13 protein-coding genes and 1 pseudogene are annotated in these 13981 nt (G+C 37.5%); 3 read left to right on the top strand and 11 right to left on the bottom strand.

Annotation, left to right across the window (positions count from 1 at the left end; translation table 11 throughout):
- Positions 1-6: 6 nt before the first annotated feature.
- A pseudogene (locus IQ244_RS11585) lies at positions 7-237 on the bottom strand (Uma2 family endonuclease); the annotation flags it as partial.
- A 123-nt stretch (positions 238-360) separates the two neighbouring features.
- Between IQ244_RS11585 and IQ244_RS11580 the strand changes: the two are divergent.
- Together IQ244_RS11580 and IQ244_RS11575 are read left to right on the top strand one after the other, a co-directional pair.
- Positions 361-1104, top strand: coding sequence for a dienelactone hydrolase family protein (locus tag IQ244_RS11580; protein WP_193893823.1), 744 nt, complete (start codon positions 361-363; stop codon positions 1102-1104).
- A gap of 119 nt (positions 1105-1223) precedes the next feature.
- On the top strand, positions 1224-2129 hold the full coding sequence (locus tag IQ244_RS11575) for a S1 RNA-binding domain-containing protein (protein WP_193893820.1): 906 nt from the start codon (positions 1224-1226) through the stop codon (positions 2127-2129).
- 24 nt (positions 2130-2153) lie between these two features.
- Here the strand turns inward: IQ244_RS11575 and IQ244_RS11570 are convergent, their stop codons facing one another.
- Positions 2154-2639, bottom strand: coding sequence for a hypothetical protein (locus IQ244_RS11570; protein WP_193893817.1), 486 nt, complete (start codon positions 2637-2639; stop codon positions 2154-2156).
- A 158-nt stretch (positions 2640-2797) separates the two neighbouring features.
- Here IQ244_RS11570 and IQ244_RS11565 point away from each other — a divergent pair, with 158 nt between their 5' ends.
- On the top strand, positions 2798-3010 hold the full coding sequence (locus IQ244_RS11565; protein ID WP_062293164.1) for a helix-turn-helix domain-containing protein: 213 nt from the start codon (positions 2798-2800) through the stop codon (positions 3008-3010).
- A gap of 36 nt (positions 3011-3046) precedes the next feature.
- Here IQ244_RS11565 and IQ244_RS11560 read toward each other — a convergent pair whose 3' ends face one another.
- From IQ244_RS11560 to cysC, 9 genes are all read right to left on the bottom strand, one after another.
- Complete coding sequence (locus IQ244_RS11560) at positions 3047-4120, bottom strand: glycosyltransferase family 4 protein (protein ID WP_193893814.1); 1074 nt, start codon at positions 4118-4120, stop codon at positions 3047-3049.
- A gap of 105 nt (positions 4121-4225) precedes the next feature.
- Positions 4226-6157, bottom strand: a complete 1932-nt coding sequence (gene asnB / locus IQ244_RS11555) for an asparagine synthase (glutamine-hydrolyzing) (RefSeq protein ID WP_193893811.1) — start codon at positions 6155-6157, stop codon at positions 4226-4228.
- Positions 6158-6166: 9 nt separating this feature from the next.
- Positions 6167-7240, bottom strand: coding sequence for a glycosyltransferase (locus IQ244_RS11550; protein ID WP_193893809.1), 1074 nt, complete (start codon positions 7238-7240; stop codon positions 6167-6169).
- Between the two features lie 9 nt (positions 7241-7249).
- Positions 7250-8143: an NAD-dependent epimerase/dehydratase family protein gene (locus IQ244_RS11545; RefSeq protein ID WP_193893806.1), complete on the bottom strand. Its 894-nt coding sequence runs from the start codon at positions 8141-8143 to the stop codon at positions 7250-7252.
- Positions 8140-9201, bottom strand: a complete 1062-nt coding sequence (locus tag IQ244_RS11540; RefSeq protein WP_228058861.1) for a glycosyltransferase — start codon at positions 9199-9201, stop codon at positions 8140-8142. Before IQ244_RS11540 ends, IQ244_RS11545 begins: the two co-directional genes overlap by 4 nt.
- A gap of 122 nt (positions 9202-9323) precedes the next feature.
- Entirely contained in the window at positions 9324-10445 is a 1122-nt protein-coding gene (locus tag IQ244_RS11535) for a class I SAM-dependent methyltransferase (RefSeq protein ID WP_193893800.1), read from the bottom strand.
- 12 nt (positions 10446-10457) lie between these two features.
- On the bottom strand, positions 10458-12116 hold the full coding sequence (locus tag IQ244_RS11530; RefSeq protein ID WP_193893797.1) for a glycosyltransferase: 1659 nt from the start codon (positions 12114-12116) through the stop codon (positions 10458-10460).
- A gap of 114 nt (positions 12117-12230) precedes the next feature.
- Positions 12231-13373, bottom strand: a complete 1143-nt coding sequence (locus tag IQ244_RS11525; RefSeq protein WP_193893794.1) for a DegT/DnrJ/EryC1/StrS family aminotransferase — start codon at positions 13371-13373, stop codon at positions 12231-12233.
- Positions 13374-13934: an adenylyl-sulfate kinase gene (gene cysC, locus IQ244_RS11520; protein ID WP_193894043.1), complete on the bottom strand. Its 561-nt coding sequence runs from the start codon at positions 13932-13934 to the stop codon at positions 13374-13376. It abuts the gene before it with no gap.
- Positions 13935-13981 lie beyond the last annotated feature (47 nt).

Here is a 13981-nt window from a genome sequence, read left to right as displayed (position 1 = left end):
TAGCTGCTAAATAGCATCTGGATCAATATTTAATTCTCGCAGTTTTGCCGCTAGGCGATCGCTACGTTGTTGTGCTTGTTCAGCACGTTCTCACTCCTGTTGAGCAACTTCTTCTGGTGTCGGAACTAGTTGTTCTTCAGGAGTGTAAAACCGTAATTTTTCTTGATAAACACCCAAATATAACTCAAGCTGCTGACTCCACAATAAACCTTGCGAATTTGGGTCTATTGGTTGGTATCTTAATTTTCCGTTTTTTTGCGTAAGTTCTATTTACTTTAGTAGTTGATTAATTGTGAGGAATAGCCTAAACATACTGGCATAGTTAGATCAAATCACCGAGCAACATTAGTAGAAATAACTATGACAGAACTAGCAATAGGCACCTCATGGGTTAAGCTTTTAGAAAATAATCTGCAAATATCGGCTTATTTAGCACAACCGGAAGAACCCGGTACTTACCCAGGAATTATTGTGTTACAGGAAATTTTTGGTGTTAATAGCCATATTCGAGATGTAACAGAGCGAATTGCCAAGCTAGGGTATGTAGCGATCGCACCTGCAATATTTGATCGGTTCGCTCCCGGTTTTGAGGCTGGGTACACCCCAGCAGATATTGAAGTTGGCAGAAAATACGCTTGGGAGCAAACTACAGCACCAGAATTACTCAGCGATATTCAATCAGCCATTGATTATCTCAAAGCTCTACCCCAAATCAAACCGAATGCCATTGGTTGTATTGGCTTCTGTTTTGGCGGTCATGTCGCTTATCTTGCTGCCACTTTACCAGATATTAAAGTCACCGCATCTTTCTACGGTGCTAGAATTACGAGCAACACACCGGGCGGCGGTGCTGCTACTTTAACGCTTACTCCCCAAATTCCCGGCATAATTTACGCCTTTTTTGGGATGGAAGATGCAAGTATTCCCGCAGCACAAACAGAGGAAATTGAAGCAGAGTTAGAAAAATACAAAATTCCTCATCGTGTCTTCCGCTACGATGGAGCTGACCACGGATTTTTTTGCGATCGTCGTGCCAGCTATAATCCAAAGGCTGCTGCGGATGCTTGGGTTGAGGTAAAACAATTGTTTAGTCAATTGAACTGAAACCTGATTAGTCCTGGGTCATTGGTCATTGGTCATTAGTAATACCCCATGACCAATGACAGATGACTATCTAAAAAATCCAGTGGTGTTAGTTAAATAACAATTAATTTTCATTAGTCATGAATTCCGAATCGAATCTATCTCAAAAAGCCAATTCGTCTTTTACAATGGACGATTTTGCCCAAGCACTCGAAAAACACGACTACCAGTTTCAAAAAGGGCAGGTGGTTCACGGTAAAGTGTTCCAACTTGACCCCGATGGCGCGTACGTCGATATTGGTGGTAAGGCATCTGCGTATATTCCCCGCGATGAGGCTTCTTTGAGAGCAGTAACCGATTTATCGGAGGTACTGCCGTTGCAAGAAGAATTAGAGTTTTTGATTATCCGAGAACAGGATGCAGAAGGTCAAGTAACTCTTTCTCGACGGCAGTTAGAAATTCAACACATCTGGGAAAAATTGGTCCAAATGCAGGAAAGTTCCCAGACAATCCAAGTCCGGGTAACAGGTGTGAATAAAGGTGGTGTCACTGTCGATTTTCAATCTTTGCGGGGGTTTATTCCGCGATCGCATTTAGCTGAACGTGATAATTTAGAAGCACTTAAAGGTCACACTTTAACCGCTGGCTTTTTGGAAGTAGACCGCAACAGTAAAAAACTCGTACTTTCTCAACGTTTAGCTACTCGTTCGAGTAACTTCAGTTTGTTAGAAATTGGTCAGCTAGTTGAAGGTAAAATAACTGGCATTAAACCATTTGGGGTATTTGTTGATTTAAATGGGATGAGTGCTTTGCTGCATATTAAGCAAGTCAGCCAAAAATTTATCGAATCTCTCGAAAAAGTCTTTCAAGTCGGTCAAACTATTAAAGCTGTAATTATTGACTTGGATGAAGGCAAAGGTAGAGTCGCAATTTCTACCAGAATTTTAGAAAATTTCCCTGGTGAAATGCTAGAAAATATGGATGAAGTGATGGCTTCAGCAGAAGCACGCGCTCATCGTGCAGCGAATAAGAGTGCTGAGTCCTGATTGCTATTAGCGGGGCGTTCAGTCCTAATTTAGCAATGATTTTTCTAGGCGATAGCTCTTTCTCATTTCCTGCAAAGTTTCTTCAGGGAAAGCAAATTTAATTAAAGCGATTAATTCACCCCAACTTTGCAAGATATCTTGAGAAAGAGCTTGCCAAAATTCATTTATAAAAAATTCTGTCCACCACTCAGGTGCTTGTTTTCTATAAGCATATTCATGTTGTTTACGCCACCGCCTACGCCATTTGATTAACTCGACTGGGCTGGGTGGCGTTACCCCAACAATTGGGGGAAAATCTGCATAACTAACAAATCTGCTAATGCCTTTGGCGTGAACATAAACCATGTAGCGCCAGCATTCTATTGTATGTATATCACCAAAGCCAATGCGAAACATCAAACAAATTGCTTCTTCGGTAACAAATCGAGCTAGTGAGTTAAGAAATAACGATTTATGAACAATTTTCGATGCACGGATGACAAGCTCTCGTGGCTTGAGTGATGATACCATGAAAATACCTGTAACTTCGGTAGAATTTACCCTATCGGTGTTTACGGGATGCTTTTTGTAAACAATGCGATCGCCTTTCAGTTTTGTAGGCCGGAGGGCGATCTTTTTATATAGTATAATTATTAAAAGACTTATATCAGTCAGTTGTCAAGTAACTTATGGGAATGATTCGGCTGAAGATTAGAGAGTTTGCTGCGGAGAAAGGCTGGACATTAAAAGAAGTATCTGACCGTTCTGGTGTAGTTTACAGCACTCTCAGAACTTACGCGCGATCGCCTGGATTAGCAACTGTAGATTTTACCGCGATTCAGAAGTTAGCCAGGACTTTTGATGTGATGATTGAGGAATTGGTAGAAGTAGTCCAAGAATAATTATAGTACTATTACCTATTCCCCAAGACATAATTTTTAGAGATAGCGTGATAAAACTTCAACAGTGGCATTACCAGTATTTTCCCAACTAAATAAATTTGCTCTGGCGATACCTTGAGTCAAAAGATGCGATCGCAATTGAGCATCTGTAGCAATCAGGTGCATCGCCTCAGTAATTTCTGCGGTTTTGTAGGGGTTAATCAGAATTGCTGCATCTCCAGCGACTTCCGGTAGAGAAGAAAGGTTAGAGGTGATGACGGGTGTACCACAAGCCATTGCTTCTAGAACCGGGAAACCAAAACCTTCCCAAAGACTAGGAAAGACAAGTGCGATCGCACCATTGATAATTATTGGTAATTCTTGATAATCAATATAGTTGAGAAACTTTACTTGATGAGTTATCCCCAATTCTTCAACCTGTGCCTGTAAAAGCGGTGTGTAACGTGCATCGGTGGGGCCGGCTAACCATAGTTCATAATCACTATTGTTGGGGAGTGCAGTAAAGGCACTAATCAGACGTTGTAAATTTTTATAAGGGTCTTGTCTACCGATGTAGAGAAAATAATTGCGCGTTGGTAAATTGAGATAGCAGAAATGAGTGTGATCGTGTGCTAGGGGAATAGGAGTAATTTTACTAGCTGGAATTTGGTAAAAACCAATAATATCATCAGCCGTAGCCTGAGAATTACAGATAATATGTTGTGCTTGCCGAAGCACTTGGGGAACGTAGTAACGTTGATAAAGTGTTATCGGTGAAAAGCGTTTAGGAAAACGCAACGGTATCAAGTCATGAAACATCACAACAGAACTGCATTCGTCAGATAAAGGCGCTTCTGGTAAAGGACAAAATAAAACTTGAGATTTCAACTGCTGATAAATTTTTGGCAATTGAATTTGTATCCATAATAGGCGGTGGAAATGGCCTATTGCACCTTGTTCTGCGGTTTGCCCACGGGGAACTGAGTAGCAGTCATAACCAGGAATATTTTCTGCAACTAACAGTATTGGGTGCAGTTTTTGTAAGTAAGGCAGTAAATTGAGGGCGTATGTCGTAGTTCCTGTGGGGCGAGTTAGCAAAAATGATAGATTAATCAGTAAACGATTCGGCATTATTATGATTTCAGCTTTTTCGAAACTGCTGCTTTAATAAAGTGAGGATAAGCGCCAAAAACTAATAATTTCTATAATATTTTTATTGGTATATTCGGTTATTTATTACTCAAAAGTCACAGCTAGATTTTCCGCCCAGCGGATTAAATTCACCCAACGCCAAATGCGAAAATCAAATGCTGATTTCCCTGCGAGAACTGCTTGAAAATCTGTTTGCATCTGTTGTACATTCAGAGCGGGAATTTGGGCTGCCATTTCACTATTTAGCACATTTTCTACCCACGGGCTTAAAACTTTTAGCCAACTTTGTTCTGGTGTAGCAAAGCCGATTTTATCTTGACGATTTAATATGATGTCAGGAACAATACCCCGCATTGCTTCACGAAAAATAGCTTTGGAAGTGACATCATTGGCAATAATAAATTCTTCTGGTAAAGAAAAGACAAAATTTACTATGGCTGGTGTAAGAAAAGGAACTCGGCTTTCAATAGAGTGTGTCATAGAGTTGCGGTCTTCATAACGCAACAGCATTGGCAAGCTATTTTCTACCACGGCTTGATGAAGTTCTGCCCGTAATATTTCTTGCCCTTTTTTGCCGTGATAAACTTTAGGCTCAATACCATGTTTGGTAAACCAATGATGATTTAACCAATTAGGGACAACATCTTTTTTGACTAACTGTCTGACTGGTGCTTGCAAACTAGGTGGTAAAAGAAGTCCGACAGCACGCAGTAAGATAGTTTGTTGACTAGTTCCCGGTAGCTTTAAGGCTTTTTGTAAAAATTCGCTGGCTTTTCCCCATTCTCCTTGACGTAATAAAGAAGCAAACCGTGTCGCCAAATAGGCGCGGTAGCCACCCAAAAGTTCATCGGCTCCTTGCCCGTCTAACATCACCTTGATATTGGCTGCTTTTGCCAATTGAAACACTCGATATTGAGCATAGATGCTAGTGCTACCAAAAGGCTCATCTTGTAGTTCAATCAGTTTATCGAGGTCTGCTATTAGTTCTTCAGGAGATGGTTTGACTTGATATTCTATGACAGATGCTGCTTGTGCTACTGTCTCTACCCATTTTGCTTCGCTCAGAGAAGGTTCTGAAGCAATATAACTAAATGTATGTAGTTGTAAGTCGTTGCCTTGTAAATGTCGCATTGCCATAACAATGGCAGAAGAATCGATACCTCCAGACAAGGCTGCGCCTACTGGTACATCGCTACGCAAATGTAGCCCAACACTTTCTAAAAATAAGTGGCGTAGATGTGCGGTAGCTTCGGGGAATGTAATATCTAAAGTTTGATTTAACTCTATTTGCCAGTAACGGGAAATTTGTGGCTTTTGGGGATTTGCTAAAGAGACTTTCAGAAAATGGGAGGGAGGTAACTGCTGGATATCAGCAAACAGAGTTTCGCTTCCATAGTCTGTCAGCCCAGATTGTAGATAGTCATATACTCGCTGCGGATTAGCATTGCGGTTAATCCCAGGAAGTTGCAGCAGGGCTTTAATTTCGGAAGCAAAAGCTAGTCCGTCTTGCCAGTAAGTGTAGTAAAGGGGTTTAATGCCAAAAAAGTCGCGGGCTAAAAATAAAGTACGTTCCCAAGTATCAAGGATGGCAAAGGCAAACATTCCTACGAATTTACTTAAGGCATTCACACTCCATTGAGTATATGCAGCCAGCAAAACTTCAGTATCTGAATGGGATTGAAATTGATGTCCTAAAGCTTGTAACTGAGTTTGTAATTCGAGGTAGTTGTAAATTTCCCCATTAAAAACAATATAATATCTGCCGTTAGTTGTACCCATTGGTTGCCAACCAGCCTCACTCAAATCCAGAATCGACAAACGACGATGTAATAGGTAAAGTTGGCTATTTTCTAGAGTTTGAGGATTGCGAGATATAGAAACAGGTCTAGTTTCTGACCAACCCAAGAAGCCAAATTCATCAGGGCCGCGATCGCTCAAGGAATGACTGATAGATTTTAAAATGCTGACATCGACCTGTGACTTACTCCCTAATAGTATGCCTGCAATCCCACACATATTTTAAAATCAACTCGATTCATATTTTTCTTTAGTTAAACTAGCTACATATTTTGGATCATGCCATCTATTGACATATTCCAAAGCCGCTGCTGAATGGTGGTATAACTTTTGTCTATTTTCTATACATTGTCGGATAACTTCATAAATATTATTTTGGTCAGCATTAATAATAGTTTCTAAAACATCAGATGCCATTTGTTGAGGTAAAAAATGTAAATCTTCCTTGGCAATTCTAGCGATTACAGGTTTTCCCATCTGCATTGCTTCCACTGCGAATCCTCCATACCAACCGATGAGGATTTGGTCGATGATTAAATCTGCTTGCTGATAAATCTGTATAGCTTGTGCATGAGGGATATTTTCTACTAGATCCACCTCTATATATTCTGCATGAGTCTGTTGTAATTTTCCTAAAGCTGCCAAAATATAAGCACTTCCTTTGGCTTCTCTATTCGTTGGTGCATGAACGATTTTGAGTTTTTTATGATTTAATTGTGGGGGAAATAAATCTATTCCTGCAAAACTCAGTGAATAAGGTAAAAATGATGATTTATTTGGTGGGAGAAAATAAAGTAAATCAGGATTTAATGCCCAAATATGTTTAACATAAGGCTCAATTTTTTGTAAGCCTACACGCCTATAATTGTCTAGCTGACCAGAATTACATTGCCCTTGATAACAGTTGGAATTATGACAAGCAGCTATTTGTGTTCTCTGCATAGTGGGATATTTTTGTCTAATATCACAACCGTTATAAGTAACAAATAGTTTAGCATTCTCTGGGTAGAATGGCAGTTCAAACTGATTGAGATGACTATTAGGGAAATGAATTAGTGATGAGCCAAAATTAAAGTGAAAAACATCATATTTATTTCTGATATTCATAAAAGCTAAGGCTAACTTTAAAAAACGCCCAGCTTTCGGTTTTATTTTTTGAATATTCAGATTAATATCAGCAGGATATTCTAACCAATTTTGTTGCGAGATTAAAACTGTACTATCTAATCCTAATGCTTTCTCACCTTGAGCTAAACCCCAAGAATTACCACCAACTGATGTAGGTAAATGCAGAACTTTCAAAATGACATTTTACCTCTCAAAATTATTAACTTGATGTAGGGATTGCATAATTGTTTTCTCAATACCAATATTAAAAGAAGTAAAAACAGGATTTAACGTTTGTTTTAATAATGTGATATCAGCAATCAAATCAAAATATCGAGTTTTATCTGCTACTTCAATATTGACTTGTCTTTGAGCGAAATTGCTAATTAGATTAGCAATTTGCCTTAAATTTATAATTTCTTGACTTGCTATATTAATTAAATAATGATTAGGGGATTTTTTTAAAAATTCGGTTAGAATACCCACAAGGTCGTATATATAAATAACTGATAGTTTTAAGCCATCTAAATCACTAAAATCATTTTTGTTTTTTTCAATAAAAATTTTATTTCCTTGTAATATATTATTAATTAATCGAGGAATTAGCTTATCCATTTGTCCAGGCCCATACACACCAAATAACCTAGTTATCGTAATATCCATATCATGACGAAACAGGGCTAATGCTTCTTCTGCACAAATTTTGCTGAGAGAATACCAGTTGTCTCTATTCAGAGGAGATGTTTCGACTAGAGGTTGAAAGCTTGGTGAATAAACATTACCAGTAGAAGTATAAATAAAGCGTTGTACTTTAGCTTGACGTGCTATTTCCGCTAATTTTACTGCACTAACCACATTCACATTCAATAAATGTGCGGCTTTTTCTGGTACCTGACGGTAGTATGGTGATTGCGCCAAATAGATAACAGCGTCAGTCCCAGGGCTGATAGAAAATTGTGCAGATAAAATACCAGTTTCTAGATCAATTCCCTGTTTATCAGAAGAACTAATTCCATATACATCTACTCCCAGTAATTTTAAGTGATTAAATAAATATCTACCAATAAAACCTTTAGACCCAACAATTAATACTTTCATTTGGCTATTCCTAAATCTTGATAAGCTTTTTGTAACCTCTGGGCAAAGGCTTCGAGAGTAAAGTATTTTTCTATATATTGTCTACTTTTGATGCCAATTTCTGGTAATTTTTCCCTACAATTAACTAAGTCACGTAAATCTTTTTCTAAAGTCTGAATATGCGTATTAATAATTGGGCATTCTTCTGGGTTTAATAGGTACTCTTGTGGTTTTCTGATAAAACACATTACAGGCTTACCCATTGCCATCCCTTCAAGTGCAAAATAGCCATGAAAACCTATTAAGCATTGATCAAAAATTATATCAGCAGTACGGTATATTTCTAATGCTTGTTCATTAGGCATTTTTTCAACAAGAATTAATTCTATGGAAATACCTTCATTTTGAAGATTTTCTACTGCTTTACTTAAGAAGTGAGTGCCTTTAAATTTGCGATGATTGGGAGCATGAACAATTCGTAATGGTTTCGTTTTATCTATTTCAGGATATGCAGGTTGATACTTTTCACTATTGACACCATATAAATCAACTGGCCAAAAAAACAAATTGTTTAAGCTACCGGGAGTGTACTCGATCATATCTCCCATAGAAAAAATAGCAGTAGCGTATTGTTTAATCTTATTTACATAATTTATTCGTCTATTTTCATCACAAATACAAGCTTTACCAACAGCATCACATTCTATACAACAATTCGGTTTTCCCAGTATTTGTGTAGCTTGTTGACTGCGAACATCAGCACCGTATGTCCAGAAAAAAATATGTATGCCTAGTAATTTATAAACGAATAATTCTCTAAAATTTATCTGTAGAGGTTTCCAAGATAAAAGTAACCCGCGATCGCAGTATAAATGAAGCCGATCAGCCCAAAGACAAGCCCATACAAAAATAAATAATGAAGTGAACTTACCTATTAATGGAATTCGAGTCCATTGGCTTAAATTGTAGTCAAAGCTTTGGGTGATAAAATAGGTTTCGTAAACTAACGACCTAGCTTTTATCCCTAACAGACGTTCTGCTTTAGCTTTTAAAGCTAAAGTAATAATGGGCGTTCCCAACCACAAGCTGTTTATCTGAGATGAAGTTAACTTTTTATAAATAAATCGTAAGGGTGATAAAAGTATGACTAGAAATATCACCCCAATAGATAAAAAATCATAAATAAGCCTAAATATTTTTTTCACACGACGGGCTTAGTTAAGAGAACAGAGATACCATTGGGATTTGCCGGATTAAATTGATAATCTTGAACTCCTAATTCTTGCAACCATTCTTGAACTTCTTCTTCTGTATGTTGCCAAGCATTGTGGGGATGATACCAGTCGAAGTTGACCATATTATTAGTCTCGAAGTCAAATGCGTCATTCCAAAAGCATTTTACGAAGTTGTAATAAATTAGTCTTTGGACATCATGGGTTCCAGCAGGTATACCAAGAATGGGGATAGGTTGATTTAATATAATTTTAGCGTTGAGATGATTTAATTCTCGCCCTAACTCAGTTAAACCCTCACAAGCTTTGTAGCAAGATTCTGGATCAAGGTTTGTAAATGATTCTCTAATATATTGATCACAAAATTGCCTAGCTGCACCCATTTTTTTATAAACATAAAAAAACAATTGCCCACCAGGTTTAAGTTTGCTATAAATTGCCAATAAAGCATTTTTTGTATTAGGAGTATGGTGAAGTACACCATCTGCAATAATAAAATCAAAAGAGTCATCGCTAAATGGCATATCCATTAAGTCAGCCTGAACGACATGACAGTTTGGCAGATGTTTTGTATTTTCAAATGTCGTGAAGGCTGCTTCTGAAATATCGACTGCAAAAACTTGTCCTTTGGTATTTTCGGCAATAAATTTCGTGTTAAAGCCAGAACCAGGGCCAACTTCCAAAATTCGATCAAATTTTTGATAAAAAGCTTGGAGGTTTTCTAAATTAGCAATACCCAGTTTTTTGCAATACCATTCGTATAAAAATTCTTGATGGCTAGATTCTAACCCGTAATTGCGAAAGCGACTCCATTTATCAGAGAATGTTTCGTTAGTCAAAAGTTGCTCTTTAGCCGATTCTTGTTCAGATTCATCAGCGATCGCACTCAATCCGTACTTTTCCTCAAACCATTTTAAATCAGGTTTTAATGTTCCTTGTAAAAAACAAGGAACACCTCTAAATACTGGATACCAAGACTGAGAATTGCTTTTGATTATTCCCTCAATAACCTCTTCTTGATCTAATTTTAAGGGAACAAATTCAGCGCTTTGATGTATTTTATCTAGGTAAAAAACAAATTCTTTTTTCATATAAAATATTTTTTATGATTTTGGTAAAAGACCCTGTTTATCAAGAAACTTCTCATAGGCGAGCATTTGCGTTTTTATTGTGTCCCATGAACTATGATATTTATCAATCCAGAGTTTTGATAATGATGCTAAATACAATAGTTTATCTGGATTTTCAATAATGTCTTCCATCTTAGAAAAAATCTCATCTTCACTTTTGCAGTTAATTACAGGTGGTAATTCACTGTATTGTTTGAGAATATCATCTTCGTTAATATAAGTACAAATAGGAGCAGCAACTGCCATTGCTTTAAAAACAATGCCACCAAAAGAACCAAGCTTGAATTGATCAACTACCACATGACAGGCTTTAGCTGTTCTTTCAAATTTTATCGTTCCCATTGGCTGGCTCCAGAGGACGAAATCAGCACAATCTTTTTCAGTTAGTAATTTAATACTATCTTGGACATTGGCTCCCCACATACAACATACCATGCCAACTTTATAGCCAGCTTGACGAAGATTACAAAAGGCATTTAAGAATATTTCATTACCTTTATCTGCATATCCTGTGCCAACTACCCAGTCATGACGTGTAGGAAAGAAAAACAAAAAGTCTGCATCTAATTGTTGACAAAGCTTTTGTCTTAGTTCTTGCCAACCTTCAATTTGCAATCCATGATTTTCATCATAGGGATGATTCATCCCAGAAACATTTTCACCAGCTAACAAAATTGCATTATTGATGCAGTCGGAGTTTGTGACAAAAACATGTTCAGCTTGACTATATGCAATAGATGTTAGTCTTCCTTGTGCTGTAGGTTCAAAGGGAATGTCTCGTAGGGTTCCGTGTTCAAAGGCAAAATAGGGATGTTGTGTTATTAAGGGTAAGATAGGATCTGTAGAATAGCCTTGGATAATATCATAGGAGTCAAAAAGTTTTTTCCACAATAGAATAATATAACGATAACCTTCTAAATCTTCACAAACTAACTGGTCTTTACGGTTAGGAAACTTATATTTAAATGTTTCAATTATCTGCTGAGTTCGTTCATCATAGTTAACATTTTTATAGTTATTCTTGAAGTTAGTATTTCGCTGACTTATTTTATTTGTCTTATGGGAAATATTCAATACTCTTTTTAAAATTTTTTTTAACAAGATGATGCGAAACTTTTGGTAAACAAATCCGAAAATATAATGTTTGATAAAAATAATTTGCTTGATAAATAATTTTAAGCTCTTTGTTATTCGGGAAATGATTTTATATACATTTCCATTCATTGAGCAGCGATAAAATCTGTGAATTTCTAATACTTGCCACCAAAACCATGCTAAATATACTTTGTTTTGACGTTTTGCTGTTAAGTAAAACAAGCAATATAATATATAGCCTTGGGCAAACCATTTAGGGCGTTGAAATTGTTTTAACTCTACTGAATTCCAATCAGGAAAAAATTGGTCTTTAATCTCTCCTTCAAAATCTGCATCTTCCCATTCAGGACACCCCATAATATGGTAGTAGTCATAACATATAACATCACAATCAAATCCTATTTTATTTAGAAGTTTGGCATTATTATAAGCATTATTTGCAATGTTACCTATGTGTAGAATACTTGGCTTGCGCCCATACTTTTGTTGAAAGTCTTTAACCCATTGGAAAGAATGATTTAACTCTATGTCATTCATAATACTTATTTAATTGAAGGTAAATTAAAAAAAATACACCATTTAAGATATAAATCAATCTGTTGATAAATTAGCCTCTATTAGTTGAATTATTTTTTTATGCAAAAATTATAATCACATTGCAGAGTGTTTTCTAAGACCAGCTTTCAAGGAATTTACTACTAGCTGTTGATCGCTATCAGTCATTCCTGGGAAGATAGGTAATGTAATTGTCAAGTCCTCTGCATTTGCCGCATGAGGATATTGTTCTGCTTTGAGGTTGTATTTGTTTTGGTAATAACCAAGGCGGTGGACAGCGTGGGTTCCGGGTCTAGTTTGGATACCATCTTCTGCTAGTGCTTCCATTATGGCGTTGCGACGATTGTTACCACCTTCTAGGATACGTATGACATAAGATTGGTAACTGTGTCCACACATAGGAGATATGCTAGGTGTGGCAATGTCGGCTATGCTTTCTAACAGCACATTGTATTGTTTAGCGCAGCTGATGCGATCTGATAAAAGTTGATTGAGTTTTGCCATTTGTGCTAGACCGATCGCAGCTTGGATGTCACTAAAACGAAGATTAAACCCCAAGTGATCAAATCGCCCCATATAGTATGGTTTTGTCGCCTCAATATCACGGTTGGGCGAAGCACCATGATTTCTTAAAACTTTTAGTCTTTCGGCTAACTCCCCATGATTAGTTGTGACCATTCCGCCTTCGCCTGTAGTAATGACTTTGCGTGGATGAAATGAAAAACAACCGATGTCACCAAGTCCACCGACTGGCTGACCATTATATGTAGTACCAACTGCACAGGCGGCATCTTCAATGATGGCAATATTATACTTCTGGGCGATCACTAAAATTTCTTGCATTCGTGCAGCTAGTCCAAATAGATGCACTACGACTACAGCTTTAGTTTTTGGAGTGATGGCTGCTTCCAAAGCTACAGGGTCAATATTAAATGTATCGATTTCTACATCAGCAAAGACTACCTTAGCACCTACGTATTCAGCACAATGAGCAGATGTCACCCAGGTAAATGCTGGTACAATCACTTCATCTCCTGGCTGTAATTGCAAAGCCATAACCGCCAAATGTAAAGCAGCTGTACAAGAGGTGGTTGCTAGAGCATATTTTACTTGGTGGCGCTGTTGAAATAACTCTTCAAATTGGCGAGTCATTGGCCCTTGAGTCACCCACCCGGAGTCTAAGCATTGCTTGACCATCAGGATTTCTTGCTCGTCAAAGGCTGGGGAAGTGATCTGCATTTATTTACCAATAAATTTTTCTAAAATTAGGCGATCGCAATAGTTTTGTACTACTAAATGTTCCAATACTTTAGTCACACTATCTGTTAAATTCTCTTGATCTGTGAGACATTCCACTTCTGGATTGAGTGGTTGTTCATAAGGGTCATCAATACCAGTGAAGTTTTTGAGTTCTCCAGAACGTGCTTTTTTGTACAAACCCTTAACATCGCGCATTTCGCAAACTTCTAGAGGTGCATTGACAAACACCTCAATAAAAGACCCGATATTCTGTCTCACTTCTTCTCTGACTTGACGATATGGCGAAATTACTGAAACCAAGACAATGACTTCATTGCGAGTTAATAGGTTAGCAATAAAACCAATGCGGCGAATATTTTCATCGCGGTCGGCTTTGCTAAACCCTAGACCTTTGCTGAGGTGTTGTCGGACTAAATCTCCATCTAGTAATTCGACTTTATAGCCTTGCGATCGCAACTCTAGTTCAACTTGTGAACTAATTGTTGTTTTTCCGGCTCCACTCAGACCTGTAAACCAAACTGTCACACCACGCTGTTTCAGTTTTATACAACCTCCAGTCAATGCAGTCAGAGATAAAGTTATAGTGA

The sequence above is a fragment of the Nostoc sp. LEGE 06077 genome, assembly GCF_015207705.1.
Taxonomy (GTDB): Bacteria; Cyanobacteriota; Cyanobacteriia; order Cyanobacteriales; family Nostocaceae; genus Nostoc_B.
The sequence above is the reverse complement of the archived record's forward strand: the minus strand, read 5'-3'. Positions and strand labels throughout refer to the sequence as shown.

What these genes read in the sequence shown, in the direction of transcription:
- IQ244_RS11580 (WP_193893823.1), top strand. Translation starts at nt 361, where the DNA reads ATGACAGAACTAGCAATAGGCACCTCATGGGTTAAGCTTTTAGAAAAT.
- IQ244_RS11535 (WP_193893800.1), bottom strand. Translation starts at nt 10,445, where the DNA reads ATGAAAAAAGAATTTGTTTTTTACCTAGATAAAATACATCAAAGCGCT.
- IQ244_RS11530 (WP_193893797.1), bottom strand. Translation starts at nt 12,116, where the DNA reads ATGAATGACATAGAGTTAAATCATTCTTTCCAATGGGTTAAAGACTTT.
- IQ244_RS11565 (WP_062293164.1), top strand. Translation starts at nt 2,798, where the DNA reads ATGGGAATGATTCGGCTGAAGATTAGAGAGTTTGCTGCGGAGAAAGGC.
- IQ244_RS11525 (WP_193893794.1), bottom strand. Translation starts at nt 13,373, where the DNA reads ATGCAGATCACTTCCCCAGCCTTTGACGAGCAAGAAATCCTGATGGTC.
- IQ244_RS11545 (WP_193893806.1), bottom strand. Translation starts at nt 8,143, where the DNA reads ATGAAAGTATTAATTGTTGGGTCTAAAGGTTTTATTGGTAGATATTTA.
- IQ244_RS11575 (WP_193893820.1), top strand. Translation starts at nt 1,224, where the DNA reads ATGAATTCCGAATCGAATCTATCTCAAAAAGCCAATTCGTCTTTTACA.
- IQ244_RS11560 (WP_193893814.1), bottom strand. Translation starts at nt 4,120, where the DNA reads ATGCCGAATCGTTTACTGATTAATCTATCATTTTTGCTAACTCGCCCC.
- asnB (WP_193893811.1), bottom strand. Translation starts at nt 6,157, where the DNA reads ATGTGTGGGATTGCAGGCATACTATTAGGGAGTAAGTCACAGGTCGAT.
- IQ244_RS11570 (WP_193893817.1), bottom strand. Translation starts at nt 2,639, where the DNA reads ATGGTATCATCACTCAAGCCACGAGAGCTTGTCATCCGTGCATCGAAA.